The following is a 20,959-nucleotide window of genomic DNA, read 5'->3' on the forward strand; positions in this document are numbered from 1 at the left end:
GGGGCGTGAGGGCGACAAGCCCCTCACGCCCCCGCGGCCCGCAGAACTACGCGGCTTCCTTGGCCTTGCTGGCGTACATGTCCACGTACTCCTGCCCGGACAGCCGCATGACCTCGCTCATCACCGAGTCCGTCACGGCCCGCAGTACATAGCGGTCCCGGTCCATCCCCTCGTACCGGGAGAACTCCATCGCCTCACCGAACCGCACGGTGACCTTCCCCGGCCGGGGGAGACCCGCCCCGCCCGGCTGAAGCCGGTCCGTGCCGATCATCGCGAACGGCACCACCGGCGCGCCCGTCATCAGCGTGAGCCGGGCGATGCCGGTACGCCCCCGGTACAGCCGCCCGTCGGGCGACCGGGTGCCCTCCGGGTAGATGCCGAACATCCGGCCCTCATCCAGCACCCGGCGCCCGGTCATCAGGGCCGCGACCCCGCCCCGGCCGCCGTCGCGGTCGACCGGGATCATGCCGACGCCGATGAAGAACCAGGCCATCAGCCGGCCCTTGAGGCCCTTGCCGGTGACGTACTCGTCCTTGCCGATGAAGACCACCTGCCGGTCGCAGACCAGCGGCAGGATCATCGAGTCGATGAACGTCAGGTGGTTGCCGGCCAGGATGACCGGACCGTCGCCGGGAATGTGCTCCGCACCTTCCACCTGTGGGCGGAACATCAGGCGCATGACCGGACCGAGCACTGCCTTGATGAGCGCGAAGCGGGACAACGGACCCTCCGGTGTCAAGGGAATCTGTATGAGTATGTGCAGGTGGGGACGATACTCGTGGCCCCGAGGGTCGCGCACATCGGGCACGGCGACTTAACCGAGGCCTTACGCACTGTTGACGCGTGTTTACCTGCGGTGGCGCGTCGTCGACGGTGTGTAACCCGGCCGCCATGATGTGACGGACGTCGCCTCGGACGCACCGGACGCGTTCCCAGAACCGCCGCACCGAATCGAACGGGGTGCGACGAATCGTCAGATCACCGCCCCCACCAGCCACTACGACATCCGGCGTCACCCGCGTGTTCCGCCCGGGGTCTCCCACTCGTCATGTACGCGCCCCTACGATCAGCCCGCACTGACGAGTCGACGGCAGGGAGGGCGCTCACATGGGAACGCAGGAGTCGAACGAAGAAACGAGCGGGACCGGACGGCGGGCTCTGCTCGGCGCGGCGGTGCTCACCGCAGGCGGAGCGGTCCTCGGCATGGCCGGCTCGGCGCGGGCGGACGGCTCCCGGCGCGGCGGCGGACACGGCGGTCTGGGGAGCCTGCCCAAGCCGACGATCGTCGGCCACCGCGGGGCCAGCGGCCACCGCCCGGAGCACACCCTGGGCTCGTACCAGCTGGCCCTCGACCTGGGCGCCGACATCGTCGAGGCGGGCGACCTGGTGCCGACGAAGGACGGGCACCTGGTCTGCCGGCACGAGCCGGAGATCGGCGGCACCACCGACGTCGCCGACCACCCCGAGTTCGCCGACCGCAAGAAGACCAAGCTCCTCGACGGCGTCTCCACCACCGGCTGGTTCACCGAGGACTTCACGCTCGCCGAGCTGAAGACGCTCCGCGCGATCGAGCGCATCCCGGCCAACCGCCCGCACAACACCCTCTACAACGGCCGCTGGGAGATCCCCACCTTCGAAGAGGTCCTGAAGTGGCAGGACGACCAGACCCGCAAGCGCGGCAAGCAGGTCTGGATCTACCCCGAGATCAAGCACCCCACCTACTTCCGCAAGCAGGGCCTGCCGCTGGAGGAGCGGGTCGCCAAGGTGCTGCGCAAGTACCGCAAGGACCGGCGGACCTCCCCGGTCATCATCCAGTCCTTCGAGCCGACCAGCATCGAGCGCCTCAACAAGCTCGTCGACAACCCCCTGGTCGTCCTGCTGTCGTCGGCGGACACCCGCCCCTGGGACTTCGTCGAGACCGGCGACCCGCGCACCGTCGCCGACCTGGTCAAGCCGGCCGGCCTCAGGGAGATCGCCTCCTACGCGCAGGGCATCGGCCCGACCCTCGACCTGGTCGTCCCGCGCGACGCCAAGGGCAACCTCACGCAGCCGACGACGCTCGTCGCGGACGCGCACAAGGTGGGGCTGATCCTGCACCCGTGGACGATGCGTAACGAGAACCCCTTCCTGCCCGCGAACTTCCGCAAGGGCACGGACGCGGATGCCTACGGCGACGTCTTCGGCGCGTACAAGGCGTACTTCGCGACCGGCATCGACGGCGTCTTCACCGACCAGCCCGACACGGGCCTGCTGGCTCGCGAGGACTTCGTCAACGGCTGAGCTCACACCACCCGGTCGAGTGGGCTTCGGCCGCCCGGGCAACCCGCCGCCCGGGCGGCCGCGTCGCTCCGCATATGACACCCGACCTGGTCACCGCCCTGGGCCCACTGCTCACCGCCGAGGCCTCCGCTGAGGCATATGCCGCGGGAGCCGAGCCGAGTGACCTGGAGCAGGCGGTCTGGCTCCGACTGCTGGAGCGCCTCGACGCCGATGACCCGCCGCTCGACCCCCAGGGATGGCTCCGCCGTGCCGTCCGCTCGGAGGCCCGCCGCACCCGCCGTACACGCCGCCTCGAAGGGCCGTACGCCGCCGAACCGGTCGACGACGGCGGCCGCGACCCCGAACAGCTCGCCCTCGCCGCGGCCCGTGACCGTGCCCTGCGCGCGGCCGTACGCCGCCTCCCGGGCCGCTGCCCCCGGCTGATGGAGGCCCTGCTCTCCCCGCAGGACCTGACATACCGGGAAATCGCAGGGGAGTTGGGTATGTCACAGGGGAGCCTTGGCCCGGAACGTTCCAGATGCCTGGGATGTCTGCGCAGATTGCTCGCGCCGGAGGTTGCGGCCCACTGAGGACGGGGATAGGAGTGGGGGACGACAGGTGATCAGATGAGCGGGAGGCGTGCGCACATGGGCATGAGCGTGACCATCTCTGCGGCGACCGAGCAGGACGCGGAGCAGATCTTCAGGCTGCAGTACCTGTGCTTCCAGCGGGAAGCGGCGCTGTACGGGAACTACCGCATCGACCCGCTCGTCCAAACCCTCGACTCGGTCCGCGAGGAGGTCACCCGGGACTGCGTCTTCGTGGCCCGGCTCGGCGACGAGGTCGTCGGCTCGGTCCGCGGCTCGGTCACCGAGGACGGTGCCGCCGCGATCGGCAAGCTCTGCGTCCACCCGCGCCTCCAGGGCCACGGCATCGGAGCCCGCCTCCTCCGAGCGGCCGAATCGGCCCTCGCCGGCCAGCACGGCGCCAAGCGCTTCCGCCTCCACACCGGCCACCGCAACGAGGGCAACCTCCGCCTCTACCGCAAGGTGGGCTACGAGACCGTAGGCACGTCCCAGGGCGCGGACGGCATCCTCATGATCGTCCTGGAAAAGCCGGCGGGAACGTACGCGGCGACGGCTTGAGGACTCGCCTTCGGGGGCGCGGGGAACTGCGCGGGCAACCACACACAACCCGCACTCGCCGACGCCCCCAAGCCGCCGTCCCTCTACTGCGTGCGTGACCGCCGCAGCCAGTAAATGGCGGACAACGGCAACAACACCGGGATGAACAGATACCCCATCCCGAAGTCCGACCACACGGTCGCGTCGGGAAACGCCGACGGCTCGACCAACGTCCAGGTTCCCACCGTCAGCACACCCGCCAACTCCGCGACGCAACACACCAGCGCCGCCCGCCGGGCAGTCTCCCCGCCCCGCACCAACGAGTACGTGATGAACCCGTACACCAGCCCCGCCACCGCCGACAGCGAGTAGGCGAGCGGCGCCCGGTCGAACTCCGTCGCGATCTGATACGCCGACCGCGACACCGCCCCGACGACCATCACGCCGTACAGCCACACCAGCAGCGTGCCCGGCCCGCTGATCAGCCGCTGCCGAGTCACCTCAGCCTCCCCAGATGTCATAGAGCCGCACCTCCAGCACCGCCAGCACCACACCGCCGGCGGCGACCGTCACCGAGCCCCACCGCGTGCGCTCGGCCAGCGACATGAACCCCGCCGCCGGGACGCACGCGAACGCCCCCAGCAGATACGCCACGAAGATCGTCGTGCCCTGCTCCGGCTTCTCGCCCTGCGCCAGCAGCACGATCCCCACCACCAGCTGGACCAGCGACAGCAGGGTGACCACGGCCATCCCGATGAAGTGCCAGTCCTTCGTCGGCTGGTCACGGTAGGCCGCCCAGCCGCACCAGGCGGCGAGCAGCAGCGCGGCGACGCCGGTCACCAGCGTCAGAGCAGCAAGCATGCTGCGACCTTATTACGGCCGAAAAGGCCCGATGCTTCCGGCCCTGGCCTGCACCGTAGGGTCGGGGGCATGAAGATCCACGCGCAAGCCCTGCTGTTCGACAACGACGGAACCCTGGTCTCCTCCCTCGCCTCGGTGGACCGCTGCTGGACGCGGTGGGCCGCGGAGTACGGGATCACGGCCGAGGAGTTCGCGCGGGTCGAACTGCACGGCCGGCCGGCCGCCGAGATAGCCGCCGACCTGCTGCCCGCCGAGGTCGTGCCGCAGGCCGTCGCGCGGATCGAGGACCTGGAGGTGGAGGACGTACCCAACGGCGGTGTGCACCTCCTGCCCGGGACGCGCGCGTTCCTCGACGCCCTGCCCGCCGAGCGCTGGGCCGTCGTCACCTCCGCCACCCGGCGGCTGGCCGAGGCGCGGCTCGACGCCGTCGGCATCCTTCCCAAGACGCTCGTCGCCGCCGACGACATCACCCGCGGCAAGCCCGACCCCGAGCCCTACCTGCTCGCCGCCCGCACTCTCGGCGTCGACCCGGCCCACTGCGTCGTCTTCGAGGACGCCCCCGCGGGCCTGACGGCCGGCCGCGCCGCCGGCATGACCACCGTGGCGTTGACCACAACCCACCAGGCCCACGAGCTCGATGCCGACCTGGTCGTCGAGAACCTGGCGGCCCTGTCCGCACTGGTCACCGAGCAGGGGGTGGAAATCTCCCCCCGCGGCTGACGCGGCCCGGCCCCTGTTCACCGCTGTCCAGCATTCGGACAGCGGCGTGACTGTCAGGACCGTACGCGTGTTTTACTGGCGACATGACCACGACGAGCGACCGCATCCCCGCGACCGAGGCGACCATGACGCCCGGTGCTCGTTGTATGTGTCGAATGTGCGCCTTCTAGAGGGCCCCCGCACCACCCCCTGAGCTCGCGCCCCGAAGCGAGACAGCGGCAGGCCCGCACGCCCTGAGCGGCGCGAGACGCCACGCCGCCCCGCGCGCATGTTCTCCCCGGTTCCCCGCCTCAGCGAGAACCCTGTCGCGTCCCTGAACGAATGCATCTGTGCCCGGGCACACCCACGCCCGCGCACTCGACAGTGACGGAAACCCACGTGATCACCACAACGGACCTGACCAAGGTCTACCGTTCACGCGGCCGCGAGGTCACCGCCCTGGACGGCGTCGACCTGCACGTCCGCGAAGGCGAGGTGTACGGCGTCATCGGCCAGTCCGGCGCCGGCAAGTCCTCGCTCATCCGCTGCGTCAACCTGCTGGAACGCCCCACCTCCGGCACCGTGACCGTCGCCGGACAGGACCTCACCGCCCTGGCCGGCCGCGGCCCGCGCGCCGGAAAGGAACTGCGGGAGGCACGCAGCCGGATCGGCATGGTCTTCCAGCACTTCAACCTGCTGTCCTCCCGGACCGTCCAGGACAACGTCGAACTGCCACTGGAGATCCTCGGCAAGTCCGGCAAGGAACGCTCCCGCAAGGCGCTAGAACTGCTCGACCTGGTCGGCCTCGCCGACAAGGCGGGCGCCTACCCCGCGCAGCTCTCGGGCGGCCAGAAGCAGCGCGTCGGCATCGCCCGCGCCCTCGCCGGCGACCCGAAGGTGCTGCTGTCCGACGAGGCCACCAGCGCCCTCGACCCGGAGACCACCCGCTCCATCCTGGCGCTGCTGCGCGACCTGAACCGGCAACTCGGCCTGACCGTCCTGCTCATCACGCACGAGATGGACGTCGTGAAGTCGGTCTGCGACTCCGCCGCGCTCATGGAGAACGGCCGCGTCGTCGAGTCGGGCACGGTCAGCGAACTGCTCGCGACCCCCGGCTCCGAGCTGGCCTCCGCGCTGTTCCCGCTCGGCGGCGAGGCCTCCGGCGACGACCGCACCGTCGTCGACGTCACCTTCCAGGGCGAGAGCGCGACCCAGCCCGTCATCTCGCAGCTCGCCCGCACCTACAACATCGACATATCGATCCTCGGCGCGGCCATCGACACCGTCGGCGGCCTCCAGGTCGGCCGCATGCGCATCGAACTGCCCGGCCGCTACGAGGACAACGTCGTACCGATCGGGTTCCTGCGCGAGCAGGGCCTGCACATCGACGTCCTGGGCCACGAGTCCGAACTGGTGAAGGAGGGTGCCAAGTGACCTGGTCAGAGATGCAGCCGCTGCTGGAACAGGCGTGTTGGGACACGCTCTACATGGTCGGCTGGTCCACGCTCATCGCCGTGGTCGGCGGACTGCCGCTCGGGATCCTGCTGGTCCTGACCGACCGCGGCGGCCTGCTCCAGAACCTCGCAGCCAACAAGGTCATCGGGCAGATCGTGAACATCGCCCGCTCCCTGCCGTTCATCATCCTGATGGTCGCGCTGATGGGCTTCACCCGCTCGATCACCGGGACGACCATCGGCGTCGAGGCCGCCATCGTGCCGCTCGCCGTCGGCGCCATCCCCTTCTTCGCGCGCCTGGTCGAGACGGCCGTCCGCGAAGTGGACCACGGGCTCGTCGAGGCCGTGCAGTCCATGGGCGGCAACACCTGGACCATCGTCCGCAAGGTTCTCGTACCGGAGTCCCTGCCGTCGCTGATCTCCAGCACCACCACCACGATCGTCGCCCTCATCGGCTACTCGGCCATGGCGGGCACGGTCGGCGCAGGCGGCCTCGGCGACATCGCCATCCGCTACGGCTACCAGCGCTTCGAGACGCAGCTGATGTGGATCACCGTCGCGATCCTCGCCGTCGTCATCTCGGTCATCCAGTTCGCCGGCGACTACGCGGCCCGCTCCCTGCACCGCCGCGGAGCCCACTCCGGCCCCGCCCCGAAGCTGCGGCTGCTGAAGGCCGCCTCCTGATACTCCCCGTTCACCCACGACGGGGTCGCACCACCTTCAAGGCCATAAGGAAAGGCACTTTTCGTGCGTAACACCGCCAAGATCACCACCGCCGTCCTCGCCGCCGGAGCCCTCACCCTCGGGCTCAGCGCCTGCGGCGCGGGCGACTCCGGCTCCGACGGACCCCTGATCGTCGCCGCCAGCCCCACCCCGCACGCCGAGATCCTCACCTACGTCAAGGACAACCTGGCGAAGAAGGAGGGCCTCGACCTGGAGGTCAAGGAGTTCACCGACTACGTCACGCCGAACACGGCGACGCAGGACGGCTCCGTGGGCGCCAACTACTTCCAGAACCAGCCGTACCTCGACGACTTCAACAAGAAGAACGGCACCGACATCGTGCCCGTCGTCACGGTCCACCTGGAGCCGCTCGGCCTCTACTCCCACAAGGTCAAGAAGGCCGACGCCCTGAAGAGCGGTGCGACGGTCGCCATCCCCAACGACACCGTCAACGAGGCCCGCGCCCTCAAGCTCCTCGCCGCGAACGGGCTCATCACCCTCAAGGCGGGCATCGGCAACGAGGCGACCCCCTCGGACATCACCAAGAACCCGAAGAACCTCAAGTTCAAGGAGCTGGAGGCGGCTCAGACCCCGCGCTCCCTCGACGATGTGGACGCCGCCGTCGTCAACGGCAACTACGCCCTCGAGTCCGACCTCAAGCCGGCGAAGGACGCCCTCGTCCTGGAGTCCCCGAAGGACAACCCGTACGGCAACTTCCTCGCCGTGAAGAAGGGCGAGGAGAAGGACCCGCGGGTGAAGAAGCTGGCGAAGCTTCTCACCTCGCCCGAGGTGAAGAAGTTCATTCAGGACAAGTACGACGGCGCCGTGCTCGCCTCCTTCTGAGACCACGCCGGGCACCCGCTCAGCACGGGGTCCTCCCTCACCCGGTGGGGAGGACCCCGTGGTGCGGAGCAGTGCATTCATGCTGCATGCTGGGCAGTTCAGCAGGCCCTGAAGGTTCACCGAAGGTTACGGAGCGGCGCATGACGAGCACCTTTCCCAACGTCTCCATCAGCACGGAGCGGTTGGTGCTGCGTCCCCTTGACGAAGACGACGTCGCCGCCCTGGCCGCGATGATGAACGACGAGCAGGTGGCGGCCTGGACCTCCGTCCCGCAGCCCTTCACGGAGGACGGCGCCCGCACCTGGATCACCGAGCACGCCCCCGCCGAGCGCACCGAGGGCCGCGGCCTCGACTTCGCGGTCACCGAGTTCCTCACCCAGCGCCTGGTCGGCGTCATCCAGCTCGGCAAGACCAACTGGCGCGTACGCTCCACCGAACTGTCGTACATCATCGCCCCCTGGGCCCGAGGCGAGGGCTATGCCTCCGAGGCCGCCCTCGTCACCGCCCGGTGGCTCTTCTCGGACCAGAAGTTCGAACGCATCGAACTGCGCACGGCGGCCGACAACACCGCCTCCCAGCAGGTCGCCCAGAAGATCGGCTGTATCAGCGAGGGCGTGCTGCGCAACGCCTGTATAGCCCGCAGCCGTGCAGAGGACGGCACCTGGACGGACGTACGCACCGACTTCATCGTCTGGAGCCTGCTCCCCGAGGACCTGGAGGGCGTCGGCGGCCGGCTGCCCGGCGGCTTCACGTCCTTCGGCGACTGGAACTGACCGGAACGGCCACCGTGCGCGAGCGCACCGCCGTCCCCTCCACCGGCTCCACCGGGTACTCTCACCAAGCCCGACCACGGGCCGCCCGCGACACGACACGCAGACGACCTGCGACATCCTCTGGAGACTGACGACGATGGCCGACCGGGTCACGGTGATCGGCTGGGACGGTTCGCCGCTGACCGACGCGGCACGCGCCGCCCTGGGTGCCGCCACGCTCGTGGCGGGTGCCGCCCACCACCTGGCGCTCCCCGAGGTACCCGCCGGCGCCGAGCGCATCCGCCTCGGCAGCGTCGCCCTCGCCGCCCGCCGCATCGCCGGCCACCGCGGCACGGCCGTCGTGCTGGCCGACGGCGACCCCGGCTACTTCGGCGTCGTGAAGACCCTGCGCGCCCCCGAGTTCGGCCTCGAGGTCGAGGTCGTCCCCGCCGTCTCCTCCGTCGCCGCCGCCTTCGCCCGAGCCGGCATGCCCTGGGACGACGCACAGGTGGTCGTCGCACACCGCCGGACCCTGCGCCGCGCGGTGAACGTATGCCGAGCCCACACCAAGGTGGCCGTCCTCACCTCACCCGGCGCCGGCCCGGCCGAACTCGGCCTGCTCCTCGAAGGAGTCCACCGCTCCTTCGTCATCTGCGAGGAACTCGGCACCGAACGCGAGCGCGTCACGATCGTCACCTCCGACAGGGCCGCCGACCACGCCTGGCGCGACCCCAACGTCGTCATCGTCCTCGGCGGCCCGGCCGGACCCGGCACGGCGGGGGAGGCCGGCGGCTGGATCGCCGGCCGCGACCCGTCCGCCGGGCCCCGCGGCTGGTCCCTGCCCGCCGAGGCGTACGGCGCCCACCTCGGCGAGGGCGAGACCCAGCCGCTGCGCGCCTCCCAACTCGCCCGCCTCGGACCGCGCGTCGGCGACCTCGTGTGGGACATCGGCTGCGGCAGCGGCGCCTTCGCCGTCGAGGCCGCTCGCGCCGGCGCCGCCGTCATCGCCGTCGACAGCGACCGGGCCGCCTGCGCCCGCACCGACGCCACCGCCCGCCGCCTCGGCGTCCAGCTCCAGATCGTGCACGGCACCGCCCCGCACATCCTGGAGAACCTCCCCGAACCGGACGTCGTCCGCGTCGGCGCCGGGGGAGCGGCCGTCGTCTCGGCGGTCGCCGACCGCCGCCCGCAGCGCATCGTCACGCACGCCGGCACCCGCGACGCCGCCGAACTCATCGGCCGCGACCTGACGGAGCACGGCTACGGCGTCGAGTGCGCCCTGCTGCAGTCCGTCGAACTCGACACCCGGGCCTGGACGGAGAAGGAACGGAGCGTCGCGTTCCTGCTCAGCGGCGTGCTGCCGAGGCGCAGCGCCTGATCCCGCCGCCGTCCCCGTGATCGGGTTGTCGTACCGCGCGCGGTAGGCTGGCCGATCGTTGCACCGCACGCGGGCGCCCGGCACTTCGTCGGTCAATGTCCGGAAAACCCGCCCGTTTTGGGGTGTGTGTGGTACGGCAGAACCGGAGGACGCGCAACGTGGCGCAGTCCACAGCGGAACCGTCGCGGATCAAGCTGCCGCGAGGGTGGCACGGCCGCGACAATGCCAGTGAATGGCTTTGTCGCCTTTTTGGGGCGGGCCGCTCGTGCCGCTGGGGACGCACGCTCGTTCTTCACAGCGGGGCGGTCGGTGCGCCGTCCCGGGCGAGCTGGTCGTAGGAGCACTAACCGATGGGCGAGGGGTACGCATGACCGACACCGGCCAGGTCCCGGGCGAGGGACTGCCGGAGAACGCAGGCATGGTGGAGCAGCCGGGCGCCCCCGCGCACGGTTCGTACACCTACCTCTCCGAACCCGAGACCACCGCCGAGGACGACGACCTGCTGCTGTTGCCGGGCGCCCAGGGCGCCTGGGGCAACGAGGTCGCCCCGCCCACGCCGGAGCCGGTCGCCGAGACCGTGCACGAGCCGGGCCCGCACGAGATCTCCGGCCGCGACAGCGGCTCGGTCGACCTCGGCGGCGTCCGGCTGCCCGACCCTCCGCCGATCCCGCCCATCACTCCGCGCCGCCCGCTGCACCTCGGCCCGCCGCTGCCCGACAGCTCCGCCAGCCCGGTCCGCTCCCTCGCCGACCGCGGCCCGGCGGACGCGCCGCTGCGACAGCCCGCGCCGTCGTCGGCGGGACCCGAGTACCTCGACGCCCCGCGCGCCCCGGAGATGCCCTCGTCCCCGGCGGCGCCCTGGGACGCGCAGGTCACCCACCAGGCCCCGGTGAGCGCCGGGGCGGCCCCTGCGGAAACGGTTGTTCCGGAACCGCAGCCGGTGCCCGCGGCCGTCGCGACCAGTGTGACGGCCGAGGCGGAGCAGAACCTCGCTCCCGAGCAGCCCGAGCAGCCCGAGCAGCCCGTGCAGGTGGCTGAGGCCGTTTCCGCGCCTGAACCGGTTCCGGGGGAGGCGCCGGTCGCGGACGTTTCTGCTCAGGGCGGTGAGCCGGGGCTTGCCGCTGGTTCTCCCGAGGCTTCCGAGCCGGTTGCCTTCGCCGACTCCGCCGACTCCGCCGATCAGGTTCCGGCGGCTGTCGGGGAGCAGGACGTCGTCTCCGCTCCTGTTGCTGAGGCCGTACCGGTCGCTGAGGCCGCCCCGGCCCCGGAAGCGGTCCCGTTCCCGGAGGCTGCGACTGCGCCCGAGGCTCCCGCCGATGCGCCCGAGGCAGTCGCTCCCGAGGCGGTTGTGCAGGAGCCGGCCGAGGCCGTCGGCCCCGAGCCTGCCGCACCCGGCCCGGACGCGACCGCCCCCGAGGCCGTCGCGCAGGAGCCGGATGCCCTCGGCGGCGAGGTCCCCGCGCCGGTCGCCGAGCCGATCACCCCGCAGGCCGCCACCGCTCCTGCCCCCGAGACGACGGCTCCACAGCCCGCCACTCCCACCCCTGAAGCGCCGGTTCCGGTGCCCCCCGTCCCGGCCGCCGACGCACCGGAGACACCAGCCGCACCGGTTCAGCCCGCCCCGGCCCAGGTCACCGAGACACCCGTGCCCGACGCGCCCGCCGAAGCGCCCGCACCGCCCCAGGCCCCCGAGGTAACGGAGCCCGCCCCCGTGGCCGAGGAAGTCGCTCCCGAGCCCGCCCCCGCGGCCGAGGCACCTGAGCCCGCCCCCGTGGCCGAGGAAGTCGCTCCCGAGCCCGCCCCCGCGGCCGAGGCACCTGAGCCCGCCCCCGCGGCCGAGGAAGTCGCTCCCGAGCCCGCCCCCGCGGCCGAGGCACCCGAGCCCGCCCCCGCGGCCGAGGAAGTCGCTCCCGACCCCGCCCCCGAGCCGGTGGCCCCTACGCACGAGACCATGGACGTCCCCGCGGCACCCGCCGAGGACGTCACCGTCGTACTCCCCGAGCCGATCGCGGACGAGCAGACGGACGAGCAGAGCATGCAGCCGGTCCAGGGCCCGCAGCAGTCACAGCCCGCCGCCCCCCAGCCGGCACAGCCCGAGGAGCCGGAGCCGCCGGCCCCCGTCGCCGCCGTCCCCGCGCCCCGTGACGGCGACGCCGAACTCGTCCAGAACGCCGACGACCTGGACACCCGGGCCGCCGACCAGGAAGACTTGGCCGACCAGGCACGTCACGACGAAGAAAGCACGGCCGCAGTGGCAGAGGCACGACAGTCCACCGGCCCCGCCGCCCCCGCGTACGACGCCGCCGAGCGCGAGGCCGTACTGAAGGTCATGCGTGAACGCCGCGACATCCGCAACGGCTTCCGCAGCGACCCGATCCCGCACGAGGTGCTGCTCCGTGTCCTGGAGGCCGCCCACCACGCGCCCTCCGTCGGCCACTCGCAGCCCTGGGACTTCGTCGTCATCCGCTCCGCCGACACCCGGCGCGCGATGCACGAACTGGCCACGCGCCAGCGCGACGCCTACGCGAAGTCCCTCCCCAAGGGCCGGGCGAAGCAGTTCAAGGAACTGAAGATCGAGGCCATCCTCGACACCCCGGTGAACATCGTCGTCACCGCCGACCCGACCCGCGGCGGCCGTCACACCCTCGGCCGTCATACCCAGCCCCAGATGGCGCCGTACTCGGCGGCCCTGGCCGTGGAGAACCTCTGGCTCGCCGCCCGCGCCGAAGGCCTCGGCGTCGGCTGGGTCAGCTTCTTCGACGAGCGTGAGATGGTCCGCGCCCTCGGCCTGCCCGAGCACCTCGAAGTCATCGCCTACCTGTGCGTCGGTTACGTCGACGAGTTCCCGGACGAGCCCGAGCTGTTGCAGGCGGGCTGGTCCAAGCGCCGCCCGCTGTCCTGGGTCGTGCACGAGGAGACGTACGGCCGCCGCGCACTGCCCGGAGAGGAACCGCACGACCTGCTCGCCGAGACCGTCGCGCAGATCCGCCCGCTGGACGCCAAGGCGCTCGGCGAGGCGTGGGAGCGCCAGAAGCGCATGACCAAGCCGGCCGGTGCGCTGGGCATGCTGGAGATCATCTCCGCGCAGCTGTCCGGCCTGTCCCGCCAGTGCCCGCCGCCCATCCCGGAGCCCGCGGCCGTCGCGATCTTCGCCGGTGACCACGGCGTGCACGCGCAGGGGGTGACCCCCTGGCCGCAGGAGGTCACGGCCCAGATGGTGGCCAACTTCCTCGGTGGCGGCGCCGTCTGCAACGCCTTCGCCACCCAGGTGGGCGCCGAGGTGTGCATCGTCGACGTGGGCGTCGCCGCCGACCTCCCGGCCACCCCGGGACTGCTGCCCCGCAAGGTCCGGGCCGGTACGTCCGACCTGACCACCGGGCCAGCGATGACCCGCGAGGAGGCCAAGCAGGCCATCGAGGTCGGCATCGAGACCGCCCGCGACCTGGTCGCCGCCGGCAACAAGGCCCTGCTCACCGGCGAGATGGGCATCGCGAACACGACCGCGTCCGCCGCCCTGATCTCCGTCTTCACGGGTGCGGACCCGGCCGAGGTCACGGGCCGGGGCACCGGCATCAACGACGAGACCCTCGCCCGCAAGACGGAGGTCGTCCGCCGCGCGCTGGAACTCCACCAGCCGGACCCGGCCGACCCGATCGGCGTGCTCGCCGCGATCGGCGGCTTCGAACACGCCGCCATCGTCGGCCTCCTCCTCGGCGGCGCCTCTCTGCGTACGCCGGTGATCCTGGACGGCGTCAGCGCCGGCGCCGCCGCCCTGGTGGCCCGCGCCATCGCCCCCGAGGTCCTGGCCGCCTGCATCGCCGGTCACCGCAGCGCCGAGCCCGGCCATGTCGCGGCCCTCAACAAGCTGGGCCTGCGCCCCCTGGTCGACCTCGACCTGCGCCTGGGCGAGGGCACGGGCGCCCTGCTGGCCCTGCCGCTGGTGCAGAGCACGGCCCGGGCGATGCACGAGGTGGCGACGTTCGATTCGGCGGGAGTCACCGAGAAGTAGGTGCCGAGGGCCGGCTCCGGTGCCCAGCCACTGGACCACCGGAGCCGTCCCGACTCCTGCCCATTAAAATCCGCACGTCAGGGCTACCGTACCGCCGTCAACAGGAGCCGCACCCCCATGGCCGAACACCCCGCCTACCCCGTAGGCCTCCGCCTCACCGGCCGCCGCGTGGTCGTTCTCGGCGGCGGCCAGGTCGCCCAGCGCCGCCTCCCGGCGCTGATCGCGGCAGGTGCGGACGTCTTCCTCGTGTCCCCCAGCGCCACCCCCTCCGTCGAAGCCATGGCGGACGCCGGCGAGATCACCTGGCAGCGGCGCCGCTACGAGGAAGGCGACCTCGAGAACGCCTGGTACGCCCTCATCGCCACCGGGGACACGGAGGCGAACACCCGTGCCTCCGCCGAAGCCGAGAGCCGCCGCGTCTGGTGCGTCCGGTCCGACGACGCCGACGAGGCGACGGCCTGGACTCCGGCCACCGGCCACAGCGAGGGCGTCACGGTCGCCGTCCTGACCACGGACGCCAAGGGCCGCGACCCCCGCCACACCGCCGCCGTCCGCGACGCGGTCGTGGAGGGCCTGCGCGACGGCACACTCGTCGCCCCGCACCACCGCATCCGTACACCCGGAGTCGCCCTGGTCGGCGGCGGCCCCGGCGACCCCGACCTGATCACGGTCCGCGGCCGCCGCCTGCTCGCCGAGGCGGACGTCGTCATCGCGGACCGCCTGGGCCCGCGCGACCTCCTCGCCGAACTCCCGCCCCACGTCGAGGTGATCGACGCGGCGAAGATCCCCTACGGTCGCTTCATGGCCCAGGAGGCCATCAACAGCGCGCTGATCGAGCACGCGAAGCAGGGCAAGTCGGTCGTCCGCCTGAAGGGCGGCGACCCCTACGTCTTCGGCCGCGGCATGGAGGAGCTCCAGGCCCTCGCCGAGGTCGGCATCCCGTGCACGGTCGTCCCCGGGATCTCCAGCTCCATCTCGGTCCCGAGCGCGGCCGGCATCCCGGTCACCCACCGCGGCGTCGCCCATGAGTTCACCGTGGTCAGCGGCCATGTCGCGCCCGACGACGAGCGCTCCCTGGTCGACTGGCCGTCCCTGGCCAGGCTGACCGGCACGCTGGTGATCCTCATGGGCGTCGACAAGATCGGAAAGATCGCCGAGACGCTCGTCGCGCACGGAAAGCCGGCCGACACCCCCGTCGCCCTCGTCCAGGAGGGCACGACGGCCGCTCAGCGCCGGGTCGACGCCACCCTCGCGACAGTCGCGGAGAGGGTACGGACCGAGGACGTGAAGCCCCCGGCGGTGATCGTCATCGGCGAGGTCGTGAAGGTCGGCCCCACGGCCGCAGCGCCCCGCGAGTAACCCCGGGTAACACAAACCGTACCGAGCCGTTGGCACCGTACCCAGGACAAGGCAGTATCACCCTGTGGCCGATCTCATCACCGTCGAGGATCCCGACGACCCGCGCCTCTCCGACTACACCGGCCTGACCGACGTGGAACTGCGCCGCAAGCGCGAACCCGCCGAGGGCCTGTTCATCGCCGAGGGCGAGAAGGTCATCAGAAGGGCCAAGGAAGCGGGCTACGAGATGCGGTCCATGCTGCTCTCGGCCAAGTGGGTCGACGTCATGCGTGACGTCATCGACGAGCTCCCGGCCCCGGTCTACGCGGTCAGCCCGGAGCTGGCCGAGCAGGTCACCGGCTACCACGTGCACCGGGGCGCGCTCGCCTCCATGCAGCGCAAGCCCCTGCCCACGGCGGCCGACCTCCTGAGGACCGCCCGCCGCGTCGTCATCATGGAGTCGGTCAACGACCACACCAACATCGGCGCGATCTTCCGCTCGGCCGCCGCCCTCGGCATGGACGCGGTCCTGCTCTCCCCGGACTGCGCCGACCCCCTCTACCGCCGCAGCGTGAAGGTCTCCATGGGCGCGGTCTTCTCCGTCCCCTACGCCCGTCTGGACACCTGGCCCAAGGGCCTGGAGTCGGTCCGCGAGGCCGGCTTCACCCTGCTCGCGCTCACCCCGGACGAGAAGGCCCGGCCCCTCGACGAGGCCGCTCCGCACACCATGGACCGCGTGGCCCTGATGCTCGGCGCCGAGGGCGACGGCCTGTCCACCCAGGCCCTGGTCGCCGCCGACGAGTGGGTCCGCATCCCCATGTCCCACGGCGTCGACTCCCTCAACGTGGGCGCGGCGGCAGCCGTGGCCTTCTACGCCGTGGCCACCGGTCGTCCTCAGGTCTAGGGGCCGGCAAGGCCCCCGACCGCGGCGCCCCCGTCCGGCCCGTCAGCCGCGCGTCGTACCGTCCGGCCGCGCGGGTACGTCGTCCAGCGGCTGCGACCGGTGGACCTGCTGTTCCCGTACGCCGCCTCCGTCACCGCCGAGTCCCCGCGCCGGGCCCTGACAGCCCTGCACCAGAGCGATGCCGATCGCCACCAGCAGCGTGACCACGACGAACACGAAGAGCCGCTGTCGCAGCAACCGCGGATTGGCGGGCCGCAGCCCGGTCCCCGTCCTGGACGGACGCCCGGTACCGCTGTGCGGGGCGGGGCGGCTGCCGCTGCCCGACCGGGTCCCATTGCGCCCGGTGGGCGTCGGCCGCGCCCCCGAACGCGCCGGTGCGCCGCGGCCGCGCGCCGGAGTCCTGCCGCGGTTCGCGCCACCCGCCGACCGGTTCCCGTTCCCGCTTCCCGCAGGCCGCGCTCCGCCCCGGGCACCTGCTCCGCCCTGGGAAGCCGTACCGTCCGCGGACGGAACCCCGTCCCGGGACGGGGAGGAGCCCCGCGGTGGGGGAGTGCCCCGGCCCCGCTGCGCGCCGGCCGCCCCCGCACCCTGCGGTCCCTGCGGACGCCGGGCCCGGTCGGGGTAGGTGTCGACCGGCCGCTCGGCTTCTGCGCCGCGCGGCGCGGGCGGCCGTACCCCGGCGAGGTCCTGCGCCTCCCGCGCCGCGATCTCCTTGAGCCGCAGCGACAGTTGGAGCGTGCTGGGCCGCTCCTCTGGATCCTTCGCCAGGCACGCCCGGACGAGCGGGGCCAGCGCGTCGGGCACGCCGTGCAGCTGCGCCTCCTCGTGCACGACGCGGTACAGCATCACCTCGGAACTGCCGTGCCCGAACGGTGAGTCGCCCATCGAGGAGTACGCGAGCGTGGCCCCCAGTGAGAACACGTCCGTGGCCGGGGTGACGGCCGCCCCGCGCACCTGCTCCGGTGCGAGGAAGCCCGGCGAGCCGACCGCGGTGCCGACGTGGGTGAGCGTCGAGGCACCGGTGGCCCAGGCGATGCCGAAGTCGATGATCCGCGGCCCCTTCGGGGACAGCAGGATGTTGGACGGCTTCAGGTCCCGGTGCACGACCCCGGCCTCGTGCACGGCGACCAGGCCCTCCGAGAGGGCGGCCCCGACGGCCGCGACATCGGCGGCGCCGAGCGGTCCCTCGGCGGCGATCTTGTCGTGCAGGGACGGTCCGGGTACGTACTGGGTGGCGAACCAGGGCCGGTCCGCTTCGAGGTCCGCGGCCACGAGCCGGGCCGTGCAGCCGCCGCGGATCCGCCGCGCCGCCGAGACCTCGCGCGCGAAGCGTGAGCGGAACTCCTGATCCTCCGCCAGGTCGGGGCGGATGACCTTGAGCGCGACCCGTTGCCCCTTCTTGTCGGAGCCCAGGTAGACCACGCCCATCCCGCCCGCGCCGAGCCGTCTGTGAAGCCTGAACGAGCCGACGACGCGCGGGTCCTCGCGCCTCAGGCGCATCATCGCCATGTTCATCCCCGCTGCCCGGTCCTGTGACGAGCCACAGCTTACGTTTCCACGGCCGTCCACGCGCAGAGGCCGCGCCCTCTCGGGCCGATGGATTGTCAGTGGTGGGTGGGAGACTTGAAGTGTGGTCAGGGGGCGTGCGGACAGGCCGTGTTCGCGCGAGGGGTGACCCCAACCGCCTGCCACGGAAGGGGGATTGGACCCGTGAAGGGTGACCGCGTGGAGATAGTCGTGGACGCCGGTGACACGACGCGCACGTATGAGGTGGTGGCGAGCAGGGCGGGCCGCAGGGTGGAGACGGCGGTACGCCGAGGTGTCGTAGAAGTGAGCGAAGTCACCCGTAGTGGGGCAGTCGTCCGTACAGCCCGCTTCATGGCGAACCGGGTGCTGGCGCTGGTGGAACAGCCCGTTCCGCGGGAGGAAAGCTCGGACAAAGCGGGGTGAGCCGGGCACCCCTTCGGGGAAGACCCTGAGACCTGGCTCTCCGTCTCCACCCAGGGGAGTACATCGCGGGGAGCGGCTCATCCTCCGGGAGGCCCGGCAATCGGTACGAGGGCATGACGCCCGGGGAGGGCCGGACGCCTAGATTTGAGGTCAAGCGGCGGGTGTAGCACTCGTCCCCCGAGGTCAGACGCCCGCCGCTGCCAAACGACAACTGAACGGTCAGGAGAGGGACCATGGCCCACACGGCACCGCGGACGCTCGTCCGCACGCGGGAGCGCATCGCGCTCCGGCCCCGCCGCACGGGCCGCCGCCACCCCCTGGTGGCGACGCTGATGGCCCTTCCCCTGGCGGTCCTGCTCCTCCTCGTCTTCGACGGGTGGGAGACAGTGGCCACACAGGCGTCGTCCGTGGGAGAGATGCTGGGGCGCTGAGCGGCGACCCCAGGCCCGGAAGAGCGGTCCGGGCGGGGACATCCACCCATGAAACCCCGTGGGGACGGGGGTGCGGCGGACGGCAAAAAATGCCGGCGCAGCTGGGGAGCTGCGCCGGCATTGCTTTTGCCGGCCGCCTCACATGCCCCCGCTGCGGGCAATCGTGCCGCAAAGGGCGGCACGGGTGGGCGCAGCGGCACCCCGCACCGCCGGGCTGCGGACCCACCCGGCCCCGGCACCAAGGCCGAGCGCCCTCAGCCGACAGCCCCCTACGGCCCGGCCCCCACCTGCCCGTACCCTCACCCCGTGACCCCCGCCCCGCTCCTGGCCGACCTGACCGCCAAGGCCCGAGCAACCGCCCACGCCCGCTCGTCGTCCTGCCTCTGCGGAGCCGCCACTCTCGCGGACCGCCCCGACGGGATCGTCGTCCGGCACGCGGACATCGTCGCGAAGGCCCACCCCCCGGAATCCGACCCCACCGAACTGACCAGCCGGCTCACGGTCGCCACCCGCAACCCCGAGATCCTCCTGCCACCTCTCGCCCCGACCCCGGCCGACCTGCACGGCCGACTCGTGACGTTCTGGCCGTACGGAACTCCCGTGGACCCTGACGACCCCGACGCCGCGCCCTGGGAAGCCGCCGCCACACTCCTCGCCCGGCTCCACCGCACCCCCGCCCACGACACCCTCCCCGCCATGCGCGGCCCCGCCAAGGCGGCACGGGCCATCGACAAGCTCCGTAACGCCGACCCGCATCCCGCGGCCGCCCCCGTCCTGCGGGCCTGGGACACCCTCCCCGCCTGGGCCCGTGCCAAGGCCCCGATGCCGCACACCCGCACCCTCTGCCACGGCGACCTCCACCTCGGCCAGCTCATACGCCACCCCGCCCCGGAAGGCCCCTGGCTGCTGATAGACGTCGACGACCTCGGTGTCGGCGTCCCGGCCTGGGATCTCGCCCGCCCAGCCGCCTGGTACGCCTGCGGACTGCTCCTGCCCGAGGAATGGACCCGGTTCCTCACCGCCTACCGGGAGGCCGGCGGCCCGGCCGTACCCGCCGACGGCGACCCCTGGCCTGCTCTCGACGTCCCCGCTCGCGCCCTCACCGTGCAGACCGCGGCCCGGGCCGTCGCCAAGGCGGCCGCGGCAGGCCGTGACCTGGACGAGGTCGAGCAGTCCGTCGTGGACGCCTGTGACCGAATGGCTGCCCTCCCGCCGCAGTTGGCGCAGGAGCACGCGAAGTAGGGTGCAACCGACCACAGCGGGACAGAGTCTGTCCTGGCGAGACACGAAGCAGGACCGACCAGCGAGGAGTTGAACCACCATGCAGTGTCCGAAGTGCCGTGCGCCCATGCACACGTACAACCGCAACGGTGTCCAGATCGAGCAGTGCAGCGGTTGCCGCGGGATCTTTCTCGACTACGGCGAGCTGGAGTCGCTGACCCGGCTGGAGTCCCAGTGGTCCCAGGGCGCGCCGCCGCCCCCGCCCGCCCCGCAGGCCTACCCCGCACCTCCGGCCCCCGCCTGGGGCGCCCCGCACGGTGGCCACGGTCATCACGGTGGCCACGGCCACCACGGTCACCACCGCAACAAGGGCTTCGGGCACATGCTGTTCTCGTCGTGACGCGACACGACAAGAGCCCCCGGCCGCGAACGGCCGGGGGCTCCGGTGTGGTGTGGACGATACTGGGATTGAACCAGTGACCTCTTCCGTGTCAGGGAAGCGCTCTCCCGCTGAGCTAATCGTCCTCGGGACCATGACCACTCGGTGCAGCGGATCATGGGCACTGCGTGCGCGATACTGGGATTGAACCAGTGACCTCTTCCGTGTCAGGGAAGCGCTCTCCCGCTGAGCTAATCGCGCGGGTTCGGATCTTCGAGCAGATCCAGTGGACGATACTGGGATTGAACCAGTGACCTCTTCCGTGTCAGGGAAGCGCTCTCCCGCTGAGCTAATCGTCCTTGGAGGTGGAGACGGGATTTGAACCCGTGTAGACGGCTTTGCAGGCCGTTGCCTCGCCTCTCGGCCACTCCACCAGGAGTGCAGGGGGCCGGGAAGTCCCCTGTTCCTGCGAGCGGACGACCAGGTTCGAACTGGCGACCTCAACCTTGGCAAGGTTGCGCTCTACCAACTGAGCTACGTCCGCTTGTCGTTTCCGGTTCGCTCTCGCGGCCCGGCGACGTGTTGAACTCTAGCGGATTCCGGGGCCAGCACAAAAACGCGTTTGTGCAGCGTG

General features: G+C 71.9%; 20 protein-coding genes and 5 tRNA genes. 16 read left to right on the top strand and 9 right to left on the bottom strand.

Annotation, left to right across the window (positions count from 1 at the left end; all coding sequences use genetic code 11):
- Positions 1–46 precede the first annotated feature (46 nt).
- The gene (locus ACZ58V_RS36120) at positions 47–721 is read right to left on the bottom strand and encodes a lysophospholipid acyltransferase family protein (protein ID WP_468199475.1); all 675 of its coding nucleotides are present in this window, start codon (positions 719–721) and stop codon (positions 47–49) included.
- Between the two features lie 386 nt (positions 722–1,107).
- On the opposite strand from ACZ58V_RS36120, the gene ACZ58V_RS36125 reads away from it, so the two are divergent.
- The 3 genes from ACZ58V_RS36125 (at position 1,108) to ACZ58V_RS36135 (ending at position 3,404) form a co-directional block, all read left to right on the top strand.
- Positions 1,108–2,280 (top strand): glycerophosphodiester phosphodiesterase, encoded by a 1,173-nt coding sequence (locus tag ACZ58V_RS36125; protein WP_468199478.1) that lies wholly within the window; start codon positions 1,108–1,110, stop codon positions 2,278–2,280.
- A 74-nt stretch (positions 2,281–2,354) separates the two neighbouring features.
- Complete coding sequence (locus tag ACZ58V_RS36130) at positions 2,355–2,849, top strand: RNA polymerase sigma factor (protein ID WP_471295397.1); 495 nt, start codon at positions 2,355–2,357, stop codon at positions 2,847–2,849.
- 57 nt (positions 2,850–2,906) lie between these two features.
- Positions 2,907–3,404: a GNAT family N-acetyltransferase gene (locus ACZ58V_RS36135; protein ID WP_468199520.1), complete on the top strand. Its 498-nt coding sequence runs from the start codon at positions 2,907–2,909 to the stop codon at positions 3,402–3,404.
- A gap of 83 nt (positions 3,405–3,487) precedes the next feature.
- On the opposite strand, the gene ACZ58V_RS36140 is transcribed toward ACZ58V_RS36135, so the two are convergent.
- Both ACZ58V_RS36140 and ACZ58V_RS36145 read right to left on the bottom strand, forming a co-directional pair.
- Positions 3,488–3,904: a hypothetical protein gene (locus tag ACZ58V_RS36140; RefSeq protein ID WP_468199482.1), complete on the bottom strand. Its 417-nt coding sequence runs from the start codon at positions 3,902–3,904 to the stop codon at positions 3,488–3,490.
- Positions 3,885–4,244, bottom strand: coding sequence for a hypothetical protein (locus ACZ58V_RS36145; protein ID WP_184597297.1), 360 nt, complete (start codon positions 4,242–4,244; stop codon positions 3,885–3,887). Before ACZ58V_RS36145 ends, ACZ58V_RS36140 begins: the two co-directional genes overlap by 20 nt.
- A 69-nt stretch (positions 4,245–4,313) precedes the next feature.
- On the opposite strand from ACZ58V_RS36145, the gene ACZ58V_RS36150 reads away from it, so the two are divergent.
- The 9 genes from ACZ58V_RS36150 to ACZ58V_RS36190 all read left to right on the top strand — a co-directional run bounded on the left by ACZ58V_RS36150 (position 4,314) and on the right by ACZ58V_RS36190 (position 16,344).
- Positions 4,314–4,964 (top strand): HAD family hydrolase, encoded by a 651-nt coding sequence (locus ACZ58V_RS36150; protein ID WP_468199484.1) that lies wholly within the window; start codon positions 4,314–4,316, stop codon positions 4,962–4,964.
- A gap of 378 nt (positions 4,965–5,342) precedes the next feature.
- Positions 5,343–6,377, top strand: a complete 1,035-nt coding sequence (locus ACZ58V_RS36155; RefSeq protein WP_468199487.1) for a methionine ABC transporter ATP-binding protein — start codon at positions 5,343–5,345, stop codon at positions 6,375–6,377.
- Positions 6,374–7,081: a methionine ABC transporter permease gene (locus tag ACZ58V_RS36160; RefSeq protein ID WP_184597294.1), complete on the top strand. Its 708-nt coding sequence runs from the start codon at positions 6,374–6,376 to the stop codon at positions 7,079–7,081. The genes ACZ58V_RS36155 and ACZ58V_RS36160 overlap by 4 nt, the downstream gene beginning before the upstream one ends.
- 63 nt (positions 7,082–7,144) lie before the next feature.
- On the top strand, positions 7,145–7,963 hold the full coding sequence (locus tag ACZ58V_RS36165) for a MetQ/NlpA family ABC transporter substrate-binding protein (RefSeq protein WP_468199490.1): 819 nt from the start codon (positions 7,145–7,147) through the stop codon (positions 7,961–7,963).
- A 140-nt stretch (positions 7,964–8,103) separates the two neighbouring features.
- Positions 8,104–8,736, top strand: a complete 633-nt coding sequence (locus tag ACZ58V_RS36170; protein WP_468199492.1) for a GNAT family N-acetyltransferase — start codon at positions 8,104–8,106, stop codon at positions 8,734–8,736.
- A 136-nt stretch (positions 8,737–8,872) separates the two neighbouring features.
- Positions 8,873–10,093, top strand: a complete 1,221-nt coding sequence (gene cbiE, locus ACZ58V_RS36175; RefSeq protein WP_471295401.1) for a precorrin-6y C5,15-methyltransferase (decarboxylating) subunit CbiE — start codon at positions 8,873–8,875, stop codon at positions 10,091–10,093.
- Between the two features lie 367 nt (positions 10,094–10,460).
- Complete coding sequence (gene cobT / locus ACZ58V_RS36180; RefSeq protein ID WP_471295403.1) at positions 10,461–14,102, top strand: nicotinate-nucleotide--dimethylbenzimidazole phosphoribosyltransferase; 3,642 nt, start codon at positions 10,461–10,463, stop codon at positions 14,100–14,102.
- A 117-nt stretch (positions 14,103–14,219) separates the two neighbouring features.
- Positions 14,220–15,461, top strand: coding sequence for a uroporphyrinogen-III C-methyltransferase (gene cobA / locus ACZ58V_RS36185; protein WP_471295404.1), 1,242 nt, complete (start codon positions 14,220–14,222; stop codon positions 15,459–15,461).
- A 64-nt stretch (positions 15,462–15,525) separates the two neighbouring features.
- On the top strand, positions 15,526–16,344 hold the full coding sequence (locus tag ACZ58V_RS36190) for a TrmH family RNA methyltransferase (protein ID WP_189726492.1): 819 nt from the start codon (positions 15,526–15,528) through the stop codon (positions 16,342–16,344).
- 42 nt (positions 16,345–16,386) lie between these two features.
- On the opposite strand, the gene ACZ58V_RS36195 is transcribed toward ACZ58V_RS36190, so the two are convergent.
- Positions 16,387–17,859, bottom strand: a complete 1,473-nt coding sequence (locus ACZ58V_RS36195; protein WP_468199502.1) for a serine/threonine-protein kinase — start codon at positions 17,857–17,859, stop codon at positions 16,387–16,389.
- Between the two features lie 195 nt (positions 17,860–18,054).
- On the opposite strand from ACZ58V_RS36195, the gene ACZ58V_RS36200 reads away from it, so the two are divergent.
- The 4 genes from ACZ58V_RS36200 (at position 18,055) to ACZ58V_RS36215 (ending at position 20,346) form a co-directional block, all read left to right on the top strand.
- A complete protein-coding gene (locus ACZ58V_RS36200; protein WP_229873124.1) occupies positions 18,055–18,294 on the top strand; it encodes a hypothetical protein in 240 nt (79 codons plus the stop codon).
- Between the two features lie 233 nt (positions 18,295–18,527).
- On the top strand, positions 18,528–18,725 hold the full coding sequence (locus tag ACZ58V_RS36205) for a hypothetical protein (RefSeq protein ID WP_189726490.1): 198 nt from the start codon (positions 18,528–18,530) through the stop codon (positions 18,723–18,725).
- A 306-nt stretch (positions 18,726–19,031) separates the two neighbouring features.
- On the top strand, positions 19,032–19,967 hold the full coding sequence (locus tag ACZ58V_RS36210) for a phosphotransferase family protein (protein WP_471295408.1): 936 nt from the start codon (positions 19,032–19,034) through the stop codon (positions 19,965–19,967).
- Between the two features lie 79 nt (positions 19,968–20,046).
- Positions 20,047–20,346 (top strand): TFIIB-type zinc ribbon-containing protein, encoded by a 300-nt coding sequence (locus tag ACZ58V_RS36215; RefSeq protein WP_193480248.1) that lies wholly within the window; start codon positions 20,047–20,049, stop codon positions 20,344–20,346.
- A 53-nt stretch (positions 20,347–20,399) separates the two neighbouring features.
- Here the strand turns inward: ACZ58V_RS36215 and ACZ58V_RS36220 are convergent.
- From ACZ58V_RS36220 to ACZ58V_RS36240, 5 genes are all read right to left on the bottom strand, one after another.
- A tRNA-Val gene (locus ACZ58V_RS36220) sits at positions 20,400–20,471 on the bottom strand.
- A 43-nt stretch (positions 20,472–20,514) separates the two neighbouring features.
- A tRNA-Val gene (locus ACZ58V_RS36225) sits at positions 20,515–20,586 on the bottom strand.
- A gap of 26 nt (positions 20,587–20,612) precedes the next feature.
- A tRNA-Val gene (locus ACZ58V_RS36230) sits at positions 20,613–20,684 on the bottom strand.
- Between the two features lies 1 nt (position 20,685).
- Positions 20,686–20,759: transfer RNA gene (locus ACZ58V_RS36235), tRNA-Cys, on the bottom strand.
- A gap of 37 nt (positions 20,760–20,796) precedes the next feature.
- Positions 20,797–20,869: transfer RNA gene (locus tag ACZ58V_RS36240), tRNA-Gly, on the bottom strand.
- Positions 20,870–20,959 lie beyond the last annotated feature (90 nt).

It is taken from the genome of Streptomyces sp. NPDC040589 (assembly GCF_055594445.1).